This window comes from Mycobacterium sp. MAA66, from assembly GCF_041261665.1.
Classification (GTDB): domain Bacteria; phylum Actinomycetota; class Actinomycetes; order Mycobacteriales; family Mycobacteriaceae; genus Mycobacterium.
The window spans coordinates 159,406-173,393 of record NZ_JBGCCC010000006.1; the positions used below are offsets into that span (position 1 = coordinate 159,406).

Consider the following 13,988-nt stretch of genomic DNA (forward strand, 5'->3'; position numbering starts at 1 on the left):
CCGAGTGGGATAGTTAACACTGCTAGGTATGGCGTGTCGGGTGTTGCTGGTGTGACTGGAGTTGCACACTAGATCGGTTCGGGTTGGATCTACCCGGGCAGTATCCCGATGACGAACCGTTACCCGACCTTGCACTCGCCGCTGAGCTCAGGCTCGGCCCTGAGTCGTCGACGCTTCATGGTTGCGCTGTCGGCCTCCGTGGTGGCCGGCGTCGGCTTGGCCCGCTGTGCCGTCGACAGCTCTCCGGTCCAAGCGGCGGCGCCGCCGATCAAGCCCAAGCCGGCCGGCATGCAGCTGCCCCTGCCCGGTGGCGGCGCACTGAGCAGCCTGCCTGATTCGGCGGGCAACACCCTGGCGCTGACGCTCGATGACGGGGTCAATGCCGACGTCATCCGCGGCTACACCCAGTTGGCCAAGGACACCGGTCTGCGGCTGACCTACTTCGTCAACGGCAAGTACCGCTCGTGGACCGAGAATCGCGACCTGCTGCGGCCATTGGTCGAGTCGGGTCAGATCCAATTGGGCAACCACACGTGGTCGCATCCCGATCTGGCGACGCTGCCCAAGGACCAGGTGGTCGACCAGCTGGAGCGAAACCACAAGTTCTTGCAGTCGACGTTCGGGGTGGACGCGCGGCCGTATTTCCGGCCGCCCTACGGTAGCCACAATCCGGTGGTCGACTCGATCGCCACCGAGTTGGGCTACTCGATGCCGACCATGTGGAGCGGATCGCTCGAGGATCAGAACATCGTCGCCGAGGACTACATCGTCAAGATGGCGACCAAGTACTTCACCGCGCAGACCGTGGTCATCGGGCATCTGAACCATCTGCCGGTGACGCATGTGTACGGGCAGTTGGTGGATTTGCTCCGGGACCGCGAGCTGCGGACGGTCACGCTCAACGACGTGTTCCGTAAGCCCGGGCAGCTCCCCGCCTGACGCCGATGGTGGCGTAGTTCACATTGTCTGGTGGGTCACACCCGCGGCTGTGACTCGGGCCGCAATCTAAGGGGGGATTAAGAGCGTCGTACGCCACATTCGTCACTTTTGCATCATCAGAAACATCAGATTTTAGCTCGGCGCGCCTGCTGGAGTTTGCCGGTGCCTGGAGTTCTAATGAAAGCGCGGGGGTCGTGCGATAGTGTGGCCCCAAGGTCCGGCAGATCGCAGACCGCAGGAGTGATCACATGTACACCAACTCGCTATCGCGCTCGCGCATGGGACGTATTGCCTGGTCCCTGCTTCGCCACCCAGTCAAGAGCCGTGAGTTTCCCGCCAAGCACGAACGCCTGGTCACTGCTGCGGAGCTCGTCCGCTTCGGCGTCTAGCGACAAAATCGGGCAGATTTGTAACGCTGCCGTCAATACGCTCTTATTATTTGCTAGCCGTTATCAAATTGTGATCTGATGACGCGGCCGCAGAACTGAACCGCCCGGACCCTTAAAGGGGCCGGGCGGTTGTCGTTTGTCCGGCGAGATTCACGGCTGGACGAACGGCTCCAGAAAAGCGAGGTGAGGCACCGCAGCGGCCACGGGCTCAGGCAGTCTGCAGGCCCGAGTCGCGGATCGCCTCGGCCAGCGGCTCGAGCACCGCAACGTCGTACGGCGGCGGCAGGTAGATGATCGCCAGATCCAGCCCCTCGGCGGCCAGTCCGGCCGCTTCGTCGACCACCTGCTGGTAGTTGCGATCTGGGCCCAGACGCACGTGCGCCGACAGGGTGATCTCCTTGGGGTCCCGGCCGACGTCGGCGCAGTGTGCGGCGAGCACGTCGCGCTTACGGGCGAACTCTTCCGGCGGGCCGCCGACGAAGTTCCAGTGATCGGCGTACTTGGCGGTGATCTTCAGCGTCCTCTTTTCGCCGCTGCCGCCGATGCAGAACGGCGGGTGCGGCTGCTGAGGCCCCTTGGGTTCATTCCGGGCGTCTGTGAGTTGGTAGTACTTACCGTCGAATGTGGTGGTGTCCTGGGTGAGTAAGCCCTTGAGCACCGCGCAGGCCTCCTCGAAGCGGTCGAACCGCTCCTTGATGCTGCCCAGCTCGATGCCGTAGGCACCGGACTCCTCCTCGTTCCAGCCGGCGCCGATGCCCAGTTCCAGACGGCCGTTCGAGACGATGTCCAGCGCGGAGGCCATGTTGGCCAGTACCGCCGGGTGCCGGTAGTGGATGCCGGTGACCAGCACGCCCACCCGCAACCGCTGGGTGGCCTGCGCCAGCGCAGTCAGGGTGATCCAGCCCTCCAGACAGGGGCCGCTGGAGTCGGAGAAGATCGGATAGAAGTGATCGAACGTCCAGCCGGACTCGAAGACGTCGATTTTGTCGGCGGCCTGCCAGATGGCGAGCATGTCCGACCAGGTGGTGTTCTGCGGTGAGGTTTTGAAGGCGAATCGCACGACTTCTCAAACTACTGATCAGGGCCGAATAATTCCTGCGAGTTTTTGGTTCATTGTCTTGGCAGACTGGGTCTCATGGACCCGGTGGCCGCCCTACGCGAGATCGCCTACTACAAGGATCGTGCCCGCGAGGATTCCCGACGGGTCATGGCCTATCGCAAGGCCGCCGATGTTGTCGAGGCATTGAGCTCGGAGCAGCGGGAAAAGCTCGGCCGAGCCAACGGCTGGCAGTCGTTGCCAGGCGTGGGCCCCAAGACTGCTGCGGTGATCGCCCAGGCATGGGCTGGGCGTGAACCCGAAACTTTGGTCGAACTACGTTCAGCTGCAAAGGATCTCGGCGGGGGCGCGGTGCGCGCTGCCTTGAAGGGCGACCTGCACCTGCACTCGAACTGGTCCGACGGCTCCGCGCCGATCAGCGAGATGATGGCCACGGCGCAACGCCTCGGCCACGAATACTGTGCGCTCACCGACCATTCGCCACGGCTGACCGTGGCCAACGGGCTTTCGGCGGACCGTCTGCGCCAGCAGCTCGATGTCATCGACGAGATACGGGATCGGTTCGCCCCCATGCGGATACTGACCGGCATCGAGGTGGACATTCTTGAGGACGGCACGCTCGATCAGGAGCCCGAGCTGTTGGAGCGGCTCGATGTGGTGGTGGCCAGCGTGCATTCCAAACTGTCGATGGATGCGTCGGCGATGACGCGGCGGATGGTCCGGGCCGTGTCAGGTGGGTACGCCGATGTGCTCGGGCACTGCACCGGCCGGCTGGTCGAGGGATCGCGGGGCACCCGGCCGGAGTCCACCTTCGATGCCGAACAGGTGTTCGCTGCGTGTGAGGCCAATGGTGTTGCGGTGGAGATCAATTCGCGGCCAGAGCGACGCGATCCGCCGACCCGGCTGCTGAACTTGGCCCTACAGATGGGTTGCCTGTTCTCCATCGACACCGACGCGCACGCGCCAGGTCAGCTGGATTTCCTGGGCTATGGTGCCGGGCGGGCGCTCGACGCCGGCGTGCCGACGGACCGGATCGTGAACACTTGGCCGGTGGCACGGCTGCTGTCGTGGGCGGCCGCGTAGCGTCACCGCCATGGTTCTGAGCACCGCCACCAACGTCACGCTTTTCGCGGCCGGCTTGATCTTCCTGCTGGCGCTGATCCTGGGGGTATGGAAGTACCGGCAGATGGCTGTCAACCCCGACCATCTGGCCCACCCCTACGTTGACATCGCACATCGGGCGGCGCTTCTGTACTCGTTTGCGACGCTGCTGGTAGCCGTGTTCGTCCAGCTGAGCGTCTGGCCGATGTGGGTGAACCTCACGGCAGCAATGGTTTTGGTGTTCTTCTTCGTTGTCGCGATTGCGGCGTACATCCAGCACGGGCTGCGGCGCGACACCGTGAACCAGTTCGACCATGCCGGGGCAGGACTGCACGCCGGCATGGTGGCGTTGATCCTCGGTGAGGTCGGTGGGTTCCTGGTCCTGTTCGCCGGTTTCGTCGCAGGCCACCTGGGATAGCGCGTGGAATTGAGAGATCGATTGTTGGGATTGAACAATCCAGCCCGCCCGTGGCTGATCCGCGACGGTGCTGGCGAGGAAGTGGACCTGGTCGCCCAGTGGAAGTCGGACGACCCGGATTGGCGGCAAGTGCTCGAGGATCTTTCCGTGGTGCTGACTTTCCAGGTCCATCTGCGCCTGGACGTGGAGGCGCGGGAAGTGCACGCCGTGGACCGGTTGGTCGAATGGCGGCGGGACCCCGAGGATCCGCGGCACTGGCTGGAGTTCCACGACACCGGCGACCTGCACCTGTCGTGGTCGGGCAACTCGAACTGCCAGCACTACCTGATCACGACCGACGACATCAAGGTACCGATCCAGGGGTGCGCCGCCGACGCGGGTTGGGTGTATCGAGTCGACGTGGTCTAGTCGGGCAGCATCGGCATCTCCAGCCCCGGGTCCGTGCCGACCAGTACGCCTCGGGTCAGGCAGGCGTTTCCGAACCGCTCCCGCACCAGATCGATGGCGCAGTCGACGGTGGCATTGTCGGGCGCTCCGTCGAACGGCAACTCCAGCTGCTCGCTGCCACCGTTGTCGGTGCCCGATACCGAGAACCCGATCAGAGTCAGGCCACGCTCGGCGATCATCGGACCGGCAGCCGCCACCAAGCCCCTTGCCGCGCCGAGGATTTCCGCGGTTGATGCAGTTGACCGGGACATGGTGTGCGAGCGGGTGGCGCGGCTGTAGTCGTCGAACCGCAACCGCAGCACCACCGTCCGACCGGTCTTGCCGCCGGCCCGCATCCGCCGGCTGATCCGGTCCACCAGATTGATCACCATCGCATCGATCTCGTTGTCGGACATGGTATTTCCGCGGCGGCCGACGGCCCGCTGCGCACCGACCGAGCGACGCCGGGTCTCGGTACTCACTCGACGGCTGTCGATATTGCGGGACAACGCGAACAGTTTGCGGCCCATGCCCTCACCGACCATGGCGGCCAAGGCCGATTCGGACAACTCGGCGACGTCGGACACCGTCTCGACGCCGTGCTCGCGCAGCTTCTCGGCGGTCTTGGCTCCGACGCCCCACAACCGTCGTACCGGCAGTGGATGCAGGAAGGCCAATTCGCGATCTGGCGGAACCAGCAGCAGGCCATCGGGTTTGGCCTGCTGACTGGCTACCTTGGCCAGGAACTTGGTACGGGCGATGCCGACCGTGATAGGCAGGCCGACCCGTTCACGCACCGCGTCGCGCAGTTGCGCGCCGATCTGCACCGGCGTTCCGGAGACCCGGCCCAGCCCGCTGACGTCGAGAAAGGCCTCGTCGACCGACAGCGGCTCGACCAGCGGCGTGGTATCCCGGAACACCTCGAACACCGCCTTGCTGGCCGCCGAGTATGCGGACATCCGCGGCGGCACGACGACGGCCTCGGGGCATCGGCTGCGGGCCTCGTGCCCGCCCATGGCGGTGTGTACGCCGTAGGCCTTGGCCTCGTAGCTGGCCGCCAGCACGACCCCGCCGCCGACGATGACCGGCCGTCCGCGCAGGCCTGGGTCGTCACGCTGCTCTACGGACGCATAGAAGGAGTCCAGGTCAGCGTGCATGATCGCGGCCAGCTCACCAATCGACACGAACATATGTTCGCATAAATCGGCAGTATGTACTGGCGACCCCAGCTGAGCGGCGGCGGATGTTCGATGCGCATTTGTCCGCCGGCAACCATTCGGGATGACACCGGCGAGATTGATCGCGATGATCTGCTGATGAACGGCGACGAGGATCAGGCCGGCCCAGGCGCTGGTGGCGAGCAGCAGCGCAGGCCATCACCTGCCGACCTCCGTCGGTGGCGTCAGCATTTGGCCGACGAGCGCGCTGAAGCAGCGGTGTACCACGATTTGGCGGGGCAGCGTACAGGTGAAGACCGCGACATTCTGCTGGCCTTGGCTCAGGCCGAGGAGCGTCATCAACGGCACTGGCTGCAGTTGCTCGGCGATCAGGTTGGAAAACCGCGCCGTCCAGACGTGCGCAGCCGCCTGCTGGCGTTCTTGGCGCGCCATTTCGGGTCGGTGTTCGTGCTGGCGCTGGCTCAGCGGGCTGAGGCTCGCTCGGTCTATGACCGTGACGTCGATGCCACTGAGGCGATGGCCGCCGACGAGCACATCCACGAGGAAGTGGTGCGTGCGTTGGCTGCTCGCGGTCGAAGCCGACTGTCGGGCACGTTCCGGGCCGCGGTATTCGGCGCCAACGACGGCCTGGTGAGCAACTTGTCGCTGGTTCTCGGAATCAGCGCCAGCGGGGTATCAAACCACACCGTGCTGCTCGCCGGTGTCGCCGGCCTGTTGGCGGGGGCACTGTCGATGGGTGCCGGGGAGTACGTATCGGTGCGGTCCCAACGCGAGCTGCTGGCCGCCTCCACGCCCCGCCCCGACGCAGGTGATGCAGTGGAGCACCTGGACATCGACACCAACGAACTGGCGCTGGTGTACCGGGCCCGGGGGATGGACGCGGCGGATGCGGCGGCTCGCGCATCCCGCGTACTGCGCGGCAGTGTCCCCAGTGGTGCCGGGTTGATGGGGGCTGTAGATGAAGCCGCCGATGACGGGCACGAGGCGGTCGGTACCGGCGCAAAGGCTGCGGTGTCGAGTTTTTCGTTCTTCGCGTCCGGTGCGCTGGTGCCGATCCTGCCTTACCTACTGGGGCTGCAGGGGACGGTCGCCGTGGTGGTCGCCGCTGTACTGGTCGGCATCGCGCTGTTGGGCACCGGCCTGATCGTCGGCCTGCTTTCCGGTGTGTCGCCGGCGAAAACTGCTGGGCGCCAACTGCTTATCGGCTACGGCGCCGCCGCTACCACTTACCTGCTCGGGCTGTTGTTCGGTGCGTCCGCCGGTTAGCCCTCACCTGGGGTGCTGACTCAGGACGGCATGCCGTAGATGCTGGTGTGCCAGATGTGGGTGAGGGTGTCGACGACGGCGCCGTGGTCGACCGCGGTCTGCTCGCCGGCAAGCGTCGCCATCATGGTGCGCTCGTTCATCAGGTTCAGCGAGATCGCCAGGTCCATTGCGGGAATGGTGTCCGGCGCGGCGCCGCGGTCGCGCTCGACGGTGATCAGTGCCGCGGTTAGTCCGATCCACTTGTGCATCAGGCCGGCCCAGAATTCGCGGAACTCGGGGACGATCTTGAGCGCCTCGGTGCCGGCGCGGGCGGTTGCCGGATGGGATCCGAAGGAACTGAAGAAGATCTCGATGCCGCGGCGGATGGCGCGGCGCGGATCGGCCGGCATGGCCTCCAGTGCGTTGTCGAATCCGGTGTCGGCGCGCTTGATCAGTGGATCGAGCAGCGACAGCAGCACCGCCTCTTTGGAGCGGAAGTAGAAGTAGAACGTGGGCCGCGAGATCCCGGCGCCTTTGGCCAGGTCGTCGACCGAAATCTCGGAGAAGGCACGCTGCTGCAGCAGATCGGTGGCGGTCGCCAGGATGGCGGCCTCGCGGTCGTCGCCTGACGGCCGGGCAGCTCGACGCCCGCGGGCCGGCCGGGCTGAGCTGGTCGTGGTCATGGGCGAATCTTAACAGCTTGTCGAATTTATCGACACACCGTTGACCAACTCGACACGGTGTTGATACCGTCGGTTCTATGACCGAACATTTCGACGTTGTGATCGTCGGCGCCGGCATCTCCGGCATCAGTACCGCATGGCACCTGCAGGACCGCTGCCCGTCCAAGAGCTATGTGATCCTGGAGCGGCGCGAGAACATCGGTGGCACCTGGGACCTGTTCAAGTACCCCGGTATCCGCTCGGACTCCGACATGTTCACGTTGGGCTTCCGGTTCAAGCCGTGGGAGTCGGCCAAGTCGATCGCCGACGGTGAGTCGATCTGGAACTACATCAACGAGGCCGCTGCCGAGAACGGCATCGACAAGCACATCCGTACCGGACACCGGGTCACCTCGGTGGACTGGTCGGACGCCGACAATCGATGGACCGTCAACGTCGAGCGCAACGGCCAGGCCGAGCAGATCACCGCGTCTTTCCTGTCGGTGTGCAGCGGCTACTACAACTATGACGAGGGCTATACGCCTCAGTTCCCGGGTGCGGCGGACTTCAAGGGTCAGATCATCCATCCGCAGCATTGGCCGGAGGACCTGGATTACGCCGGCAAGAAGATCGTCGTGATCGGTTCCGGCGCAACGGCTGTCACGTTGATCCCGTCGCTGGTCGACGGTGGAGCCGGGCACGTGACCATGCTGCAACGCTCACCCACCTACATCGGCGCGCTGCCGCTGGAGGACGCGGTGGCCAAGCAGGCGAACAAGTATCTGCCAAAGCACCTGGCGCACTTCGTGAACCGGTGGAAGCAGATCGGTTACAGCACCGGGCAGTACCAGATCGCCCGAAAGTTCCCGGCGGTGTTCAAGAAGGCGCTGCGGCAGATGGCAACCCGCCGACTGCCCGAGGGCTTCGACTACGACAAGCATTTCAGCCCGAGCTACAAGCCGTGGGACGAGCGAGTCTGCTTGGCGCCCAACGGCGATCTGTTCAAGGCGATCCGCTCGGGCAAGGCCGACGTGGTCACCGACACCATCGATACCTTCACCGCAACCGGCATCAAGCTGCACTCCGGCGAAGAACTGCAGGCCGACATCATCGTCACCGCAACGGGTTTGAACATGCAGCTGTTCGGTGGCGCAGTGGGCTACCGCAATGGCGAGCAGATCGACCTGTCCAAGAGCATGACCTACAAGGGTCTGATGCTCTCGGGCGTGCCGAACATGGCGATCACCTTCGGTTACACCAATGCGTCGTGGACGCTGAAGGCCGACCTGGTCTCCGAGTTCATCTGCCGCGTGCTGAACTACATGGACGACAACGGGTTTGACCGGGTCGAGCCCCAGCACCCCGGCGACGCCGTCGACGAGCAGCCGTTCATGGACTTCACCCCGGGTTACTTCCGGCGTGCCATGGAAAGCCTGCCGAAGTCGGGCTCGGAGGCACCGTGGAAGCTCAAGCAGAACTATTTCTTCGACATGCGCACCATCCGGTACGGCAAGGTCGACGAGGAGTCGCTGCAGTTCACCAAACATCGTGCGGCTGTAGGGGTTTAGCTTCTCCTGCCGAACAGGCACAAGCTGCCCCCTTTTCATGCGAAAAGGGGGCAGTTTTGCGTGTGCTTGCAGTTACGGGGCAACGAGCACGATGCCGTCTTCGTCGCAGTAGGCGATCTCGCCCGGGATGAACCTCACCCCACCGAACTCGACCGGCACGTCACGCTCGCCTTCGCCGGTCTTGGTGCCCTTGCGGGGATTGGTGCCCAGGGCCTTGATGCCGACGTCGATGGTGCGCAATGTGACGGCGTCGCGAACCGGTCCGTTCACGACCACACCCGACCAACCGTTGTCGTGGGCCAGCCCGGCGATGATGTCGCCGACCAGTGCGGTGTGCAGAGACCCGCCGCCGTCGACCACCAGCACACCACCGTCACCTGGGGTCGAGAGGATCGACTTCAGCAGGGCGTTGTCCTGGAAGCACTTCACCGTGGTGATCCGGCCGGCGAACACGGTCCGCCCCCCATAGTTCTGCAATTGCAGATCGCAGCTGCGGACATCGGGGTAGATCTCGTCAACAAGGTCGGCGGTGGCGCGCGGTTCGATGGTCACCGGCCGATTATCTCAGTTCAGGCGACGCTCAGTCTGGCCATCAGGTCGGCATCGATTCCGTCGAGCTGCTGGCCGATCGCCTGCTGTGCGGTTCGGCGTTGGGCAGCCGGCATGTTCTCGGCGGCGGTGATCGCGGCCGAGAGGTCGCTGAGCCGGTCAGAGAGGGCGATCACGAACTGCTTGGTCTCGGCGTCCTTCGGCTTGCCTTGTGCGACCTGCTGCAGCGAACGTTCGGCACCAGCGATGCGCGCCGACAACGCTCCACCCGTGCCGGAGAACTGACCGATCTGGCTCAGCGGCACCCCCAGCTGGTCCGCCTTACGTTGGTCGATCAGGCCGCGCGCGGCGATCGCCGCTCGGTACACCAGCGGCACGGCCACCGGGGCGAGCAAGCGCGAAACCGTCATCACCCGGCGAATGCTGGTCGGGGACAGCAGCTTGCCCTCCTGGGCGGCTTTCAATTGGGTTTCAGCAATCTTCAGCGCGGCCTTGTCATGCGCTTGCTGGGCCTTGGTGCCGACCTTGGTGGCCTTCGTCTGGCGTCGGCCATCTGCTTTGTCGCGCCGCCGCTCGTTTCGCGCCGACAACCGAGCTTCGAGCCGGGCCTTCGACTTGATCGCGCGGGCCTCGGCACGCCTAGTCGCCCGACTCTTACGTGGTTTGAACAGGCCCATTCCGGCTGACCTCCGAGTCGTCGCAGCACGATGGCGCAGTCGTGTGCGCCGGTGAGGCCACCCTATCGCCCGAGCGGTCGTCGTGGGCAGGGGGTGGCTAATGGATCTTTTGTGACAGGTAGGGCACTGCCAGCAAATGGAGATGCGTAGTTGTGCGACAATTCATAACAATTGACGTACGCGATCAGTGCCATTCAACGGAAAGTAACCCTGTGATACCCCGTCAGCGAATAGCCGCGGCTGCATCAATTGCAGCATCGGGGCTGTTAGCAGCTGGTATTGCTAGTGCACCCGCGTTTGCGGATACCGGACGATCGGGTGCCGAAGGGGGCGGTTCGCCGGGCGGTTCGCGCCCCAGTGCAGGTGCCGGGCATTCGGGTGGTCGAATCGGGTCCGGTGGTGCGCAGTCAAACCAGCCCCGATCAGGTGGTATCAGTCCGCTTGACAATGGCGCGAGCACCCCTGGGTCGGATTCGTCGAAAAGTCACGGAAATGGTTCCCGGCGCGATCCGACCAGCAACACCCGGGGCCGTCATTCTGGCCAGTTGCCGGCGCCGGTAGCCCCGGGCAAGCGGGGATCCAGCAAATTTTTATCGAATGATAGGCCGGTCACATTCGCCTCTGCGACCGAACCGGATCCTGATGGTCTTGCGCACGATCCGGCCCACCATGACCACGACCACGACGGTGACGGTGACGGCCCGGACTCCTGCGGCTCGTCGGGCAGCGGCAACCACAAGCACCGCCAGCCGGGATTCGGGTTGCCGATCCGGTCGCATCACCTGCCGATCACCACGTTGAATGTCACGTTGACGGGGTTGATACCGGCAGGACTGCAGTCGGTGCCGATGCAGCTCGCGTCCGTACCTGCCGACCTTGCCTCGCGGCTGGACCCGCTGGTCAAGATGCTCACCGAATTGGCCACGGCCGCTGTGCGGTTGGCGCTGGCGAGTGTCGGGGTGTCTGACGCAGTCGGCAACCGCCACCATCGGGCCGGTGACGTATCGCAGGTCACGGGTGAGCGCGCAGGGGACAGCCCGACCAGCGTGGCGCCGCCCGCGGCGGTGCCACCGCCACCGCTGCGGCGTACGCCGGACACTTTCGCCGCGGGGAACGATCTCGGCATCGAGCCGTCTTTCCGCGCCGGATATGGCGACTACCTGCGGACCGCTGGGCTCGGTGAGGTCGCGGCTGTGGCAGTTCCAGGATTCACCGGCATCCTGGTATTGACCGGGGCCGGGGGATTGCTGGGTTATCGACAGGCCAGAGCCGGTCACGCGGTGCGCAGCCGTGGCACAGCTCGCTTTGTGAGTTGAACGATATGCGGCGCGGCGTACCGCGATTCGTCGTAGTGTTTCGTGGAAAGGGGAGTGACATGTCCGCAAGTCGACGCGTGACGCGTGCGGTCAACGCCGTGCTCGATCTCGCTCCACGACGAGGGGAAGTCTCGCTCGCGCGCCTGGTCCAGGCGGTCAGTGAAGATCGCGGCCGGCCGATCGAGGTAACCATGGCCGACCTGCCCGCGGGTGTCTGCGGCCAGTGGCGCCAATATGCCGACCGTGACGTCTTTCTGCTGCAGAAAGGCCTTCCAGCCGGCGATCGGACGCTGGCCCATGAGTTGGGGCATCTCGTGCTGGAGCACGAAGGCATCTCGGTGGTCGAGGCTGCGCGGGACGCGATGGAATTCGCGAGTTCAGACCTGATCGGTTACATGCTGAACCAGCGGACCGGTTGCATGGGTCCGGCCGGCGAGCAGGCCGAGCAGGAAGCCGAAGACTTCGCCGCGCTGTTGATCTACCGTCTGGGCCGACTGCCCTCGGACCGCTCGTCGATTGTTCAGGTCCGTCTCGGCGAGGCGTTTGGTTGATCATCTGGGTTATCGCCGGTCTGCTCGGACTGGCGACCGGCCTGCGCATCGGTTGGGCGCTGGTCAACAAACAATCGCTGGTCAGTGCCGCCATGATTATCGCGCTGGGCAGCCTCGGCTTGGTCGCCGCCCTGAACTGGCAGCCGCTGACCCTGCTGCTGGACACCCTTCTGCACTGGCCGAACATCTCCAGCATGCTGAGCCAGGTTGCGTTGATCGCCTGCGCCGCAGGCAGTTGCGTGATGATCACCTCGGCTTCGTCGGGGCGGCGGCTGGTGATCGTGCGTCGGATCGCGCTCGGCCAGTATTCGTTGGCCGGGGTGATCGCTCTGGTCACCATCGTCTTGTTCTTTGCCGAACCGCAGCAGCCGGAGATGGCGCCGGAGGAATACCTGCGCCGGAATCTGGGTTCGGGTGGCAACTCGCTGTCGTGGTTGGTGCCGTTGCTTTACGTGTTGCTGGCGCTGACCCTCGTCGCCTGGGCAGGTGTCCGTAATTCCAACCGCACGCGGCGCGGTCGGGCACTGTTCGTGTTCAGCCTCGGCATCGTGTTGATCGTCCTGGCGAGCGCCTTCTTCCTGTTACGCGCAGCGGGCAACACTCAGGTGGTTGGCGTTGGCGCCGCAGCCACGTTGCTGGGATGCGCGATGCTGGTGGTAGCCGGTGGGTCGCTGCTGCCCAGCGTGGAGGATTGGTTCGGTGCTCGTCGTGAGATGAAGGCCGTCAACCCGCTGTTGAACGAGTTGAGCAAGCGTCATCCGAACATCGGGATCGGCGTCCGCCCGCGGGGTCCACTGCTGTTTCAGGTCGCTGAGCAGATGTCGTTGATCTCGGATGCGCTGTATCTGGAAGCGACCGCTGCGCTGGAGAGCGGGGCCGATATCGACGAATCGGCCTCTGTGCAGACCGGCGTGGGCCCCGATGCTCAGGCCGAGCGGATCGCGACCTGGATCTACCTGGGGCGTGAACTTCCACAGGACGAGGCCGCCACCAATTTTCCCGGGCCGAGCTGGCTGCGTCAGCCGAAGGTCTACTCAGACCGCGAGTGGATCCTGGCCATTGCCGAGCAGTACCGCGCGCTGGAGCGTAAAAAGACGGTCATAAAAGTATGACCGTCGGGATCAATCGATCCCGACGGTCATGAGCTGCAGGTACTGGCCCTGTAGCGAACAGGCTCAGCTGTCCAGGTTTTCCTTGCGACGCAGTTCGTCGGCCTTCTCGACCAGATCCTGCTTGGCCTCCTGGGACAGGCCCACGGTACGAGCGGCGATGCGGCGGATGCCCTCGTCGCGCATGTTGGCCAGCCAGGTCAGCTCCTTGTCGAGCTTCTCGTAGTACTCGTCATCGGTGAAGTAGGCCGGCTTGATCCGGAAGAAGTTGGCCAGCGCTGCCATCGTCGTGACAGAGGGGTTGGTGCGGTTGCCCGAACGCAGCTGCGACAGGTACGGAGCCGACATGGTCACGCCCTCAGACTTGAGGGCGCCGATGACCTCGGCAGACGTGTGCGGTCCGCGACCCGGCGGGTAGACGGTGTCAAACAGCCGGTTCAGCCGTGCGGCGAACGTCATGCTCATCGGTGAATCCTCCACTTAATGGTACTTACTGGCGTGTTAGCACTATTTGCTGTTCATCGTAGCGAGAGTTGCGCCGTGAGCCAAGTGCAAACCGCAGAAATCTCTGTTCCGATGACCGCCGGCTGAGATGCAAGGCCGTGACCTGTGGATTTGGCACTGGGTGGAGGGGATTGCGAAACGCTCGGCGAAGCATTTTTTGACGCATGCGCTATTTTGCCCGGGGTGTGTCTCGCAGGCGCGCTTGTCATCCGTGAACTTGCCGGTGGCTGGGCCGTGGGCCCCTGCGCGCAGTCATTAACTATATATTTGCTGCAATTTTACAGTTGGACGCTGTATGC

Annotated in this window: 15 protein-coding genes; 9 read left to right on the forward strand and 6 right to left on the reverse strand. The window is 64.5% G+C overall.

What is annotated here, in order from left to right; genetic code table 11:
* Positions 1–159 precede the first annotated feature (159 nt).
* Positions 160–939, forward strand: a complete 780-nt coding sequence (locus ABIA30_RS18525) for a polysaccharide deacetylase family protein (RefSeq protein WP_370068174.1) — start codon at positions 160–162, stop codon at positions 937–939.
* A gap of 597 nt (positions 940–1,536) precedes the next feature.
* Here ABIA30_RS18525 and ABIA30_RS18530 read toward each other — a convergent pair.
* Positions 1,537–2,388, reverse strand: coding sequence for an LLM class F420-dependent oxidoreductase (locus tag ABIA30_RS18530; protein WP_370067981.1), 852 nt, complete (start codon positions 2,386–2,388; stop codon positions 1,537–1,539).
* Positions 2,389–2,463: 75 nt separating this feature from the next.
* Here ABIA30_RS18530 and ABIA30_RS18535 point away from each other — a divergent pair, with 75 nt between their 5' ends.
* The 3 genes from ABIA30_RS18535 to ABIA30_RS18545 are packed head-to-tail and all read left to right on the forward strand — an operon-like array spanning position 2,464 to position 4,312.
* A complete protein-coding gene (locus ABIA30_RS18535) occupies positions 2,464–3,468 on the forward strand; it encodes a PHP domain-containing protein (protein ID WP_370067983.1) in 1,005 nt (334 codons plus the stop codon).
* A gap of 10 nt (positions 3,469–3,478) precedes the next feature.
* Positions 3,479–3,904, forward strand: coding sequence for a hypothetical protein (locus ABIA30_RS18540; protein ID WP_370067985.1), 426 nt, complete (start codon positions 3,479–3,481; stop codon positions 3,902–3,904).
* Positions 3,905–3,907: 3 nt separating this feature from the next.
* Positions 3,908–4,312: a hypothetical protein gene (locus ABIA30_RS18545; protein WP_370067987.1), complete on the forward strand. Its 405-nt coding sequence runs from the start codon at positions 3,908–3,910 to the stop codon at positions 4,310–4,312.
* Here the strand turns inward: ABIA30_RS18545 and dinB are convergent.
* Positions 4,309–5,520: a DNA polymerase IV gene (gene dinB / locus ABIA30_RS18550; RefSeq protein ID WP_370067989.1), complete on the reverse strand. Its 1,212-nt coding sequence runs from the start codon at positions 5,518–5,520 to the stop codon at positions 4,309–4,311. The genes ABIA30_RS18545 and dinB overlap by 4 nt on opposite strands.
* 126 nt (positions 5,521–5,646) lie before the next feature.
* Between dinB and ABIA30_RS18555 the strand changes: the two genes are divergently transcribed.
* Positions 5,647–6,774 (forward strand): VIT1/CCC1 family protein, encoded by a 1,128-nt coding sequence (locus tag ABIA30_RS18555; RefSeq protein WP_370068176.1) that lies wholly within the window; start codon positions 5,647–5,649, stop codon positions 6,772–6,774.
* A 20-nt stretch (positions 6,775–6,794) separates the two neighbouring features.
* Here the strand turns inward: ABIA30_RS18555 and ABIA30_RS18560 are convergent, their stop codons facing one another.
* Positions 6,795–7,436 carry a TetR/AcrR family transcriptional regulator gene (locus ABIA30_RS18560; protein ID WP_370067991.1) on the reverse strand — a complete coding sequence of 214 codons (642 nt, stop codon included), beginning with the start codon at positions 7,434–7,436 and terminating at the stop codon, positions 6,795–6,797.
* Between the two features lie 77 nt (positions 7,437–7,513).
* On the opposite strand from ABIA30_RS18560, the gene ABIA30_RS18565 reads away from it, so the two are divergent.
* Positions 7,514–8,983: a flavin-containing monooxygenase gene (locus ABIA30_RS18565; RefSeq protein WP_370067993.1), complete on the forward strand. Its 1,470-nt coding sequence runs from the start codon at positions 7,514–7,516 to the stop codon at positions 8,981–8,983.
* Positions 8,984–9,055: 72 nt separating this feature from the next.
* On the opposite strand, the gene rraA is transcribed toward ABIA30_RS18565, so the two are convergent.
* Both rraA and ABIA30_RS18575 read right to left on the reverse strand, forming a co-directional pair.
* Positions 9,056–9,535, reverse strand: a complete 480-nt coding sequence (gene rraA, locus ABIA30_RS18570) for a ribonuclease E activity regulator RraA (RefSeq protein ID WP_370067995.1) — start codon at positions 9,533–9,535, stop codon at positions 9,056–9,058.
* A gap of 17 nt (positions 9,536–9,552) precedes the next feature.
* Positions 9,553–10,209, reverse strand: a complete 657-nt coding sequence (locus ABIA30_RS18575) for a DUF6474 family protein (protein ID WP_370067997.1) — start codon at positions 10,207–10,209, stop codon at positions 9,553–9,555.
* Positions 10,210–11,057: 848 nt separating this feature from the next.
* On the opposite strand from ABIA30_RS18575, the gene ABIA30_RS18580 reads away from it, so the two are divergent.
* Genes ABIA30_RS18580 through ABIA30_RS18590 form a run of 3 tightly spaced genes read left to right on the forward strand, consistent with a single transcriptional unit; the run spans position 11,058 to position 13,188 of the window.
* Entirely contained in the window at positions 11,058–11,525 is a 468-nt protein-coding gene (locus ABIA30_RS18580; RefSeq protein WP_370067999.1) for a hypothetical protein, read from the forward strand.
* A 59-nt stretch (positions 11,526–11,584) separates the two neighbouring features.
* Positions 11,585–12,076: an ImmA/IrrE family metallo-endopeptidase gene (locus ABIA30_RS18585; protein WP_370068178.1), complete on the forward strand. Its 492-nt coding sequence runs from the start codon at positions 11,585–11,587 to the stop codon at positions 12,074–12,076.
* Positions 12,073–13,188, forward strand: coding sequence for a hypothetical protein (locus ABIA30_RS18590; protein ID WP_370068001.1), 1,116 nt, complete (start codon positions 12,073–12,075; stop codon positions 13,186–13,188). The genes ABIA30_RS18585 and ABIA30_RS18590 overlap by 4 nt, the downstream gene beginning before the upstream one ends.
* A gap of 63 nt (positions 13,189–13,251) precedes the next feature.
* On the opposite strand, the gene ABIA30_RS18595 is transcribed toward ABIA30_RS18590, so the two are convergent.
* Positions 13,252–13,650 (reverse strand): transcriptional regulator, encoded by a 399-nt coding sequence (locus ABIA30_RS18595; RefSeq protein ID WP_370068002.1) that lies wholly within the window; start codon positions 13,648–13,650, stop codon positions 13,252–13,254.
* Positions 13,651–13,988 lie beyond the last annotated feature (338 nt).

What these genes read in the sequence shown, in the direction of transcription:
- ABIA30_RS18540 (WP_370067985.1), top strand. Translation starts at nt 3,479, where the DNA reads ATGGTTCTGAGCACCGCCACCAACGTCACGCTTTTCGCGGCCGGCTTG.
- dinB (WP_370067989.1), bottom strand. Translation starts at nt 5,520, where the DNA reads ATGTTCGTGTCGATTGGTGAGCTGGCCGCGATCATGCACGCTGACCTG.
- ABIA30_RS18555 (WP_370068176.1), top strand. Translation starts at nt 5,647, where the DNA reads ATGAACGGCGACGAGGATCAGGCCGGCCCAGGCGCTGGTGGCGAGCAG.
- ABIA30_RS18565 (WP_370067993.1), top strand. Translation starts at nt 7,514, where the DNA reads ATGACCGAACATTTCGACGTTGTGATCGTCGGCGCCGGCATCTCCGGC.
- ABIA30_RS18535 (WP_370067983.1), top strand. Translation starts at nt 2,464, where the DNA reads ATGGACCCGGTGGCCGCCCTACGCGAGATCGCCTACTACAAGGATCGT.
- ABIA30_RS18560 (WP_370067991.1), bottom strand. Translation starts at nt 7,436, where the DNA reads ATGACCACGACCAGCTCAGCCCGGCCGGCCCGCGGGCGTCGAGCTGCC.
- ABIA30_RS18580 (WP_370067999.1), top strand. Translation starts at nt 11,058, where the DNA reads ATGCAGCTCGCGTCCGTACCTGCCGACCTTGCCTCGCGGCTGGACCCG.
- ABIA30_RS18585 (WP_370068178.1), top strand. Translation starts at nt 11,585, where the DNA reads ATGTCCGCAAGTCGACGCGTGACGCGTGCGGTCAACGCCGTGCTCGAT.
- ABIA30_RS18575 (WP_370067997.1), bottom strand. Translation starts at nt 10,209, where the DNA reads ATGGGCCTGTTCAAACCACGTAAGAGTCGGGCGACTAGGCGTGCCGAG.
- ABIA30_RS18595 (WP_370068002.1), bottom strand. Translation starts at nt 13,650, where the DNA reads ATGAGCATGACGTTCGCCGCACGGCTGAACCGGCTGTTTGACACCGTC.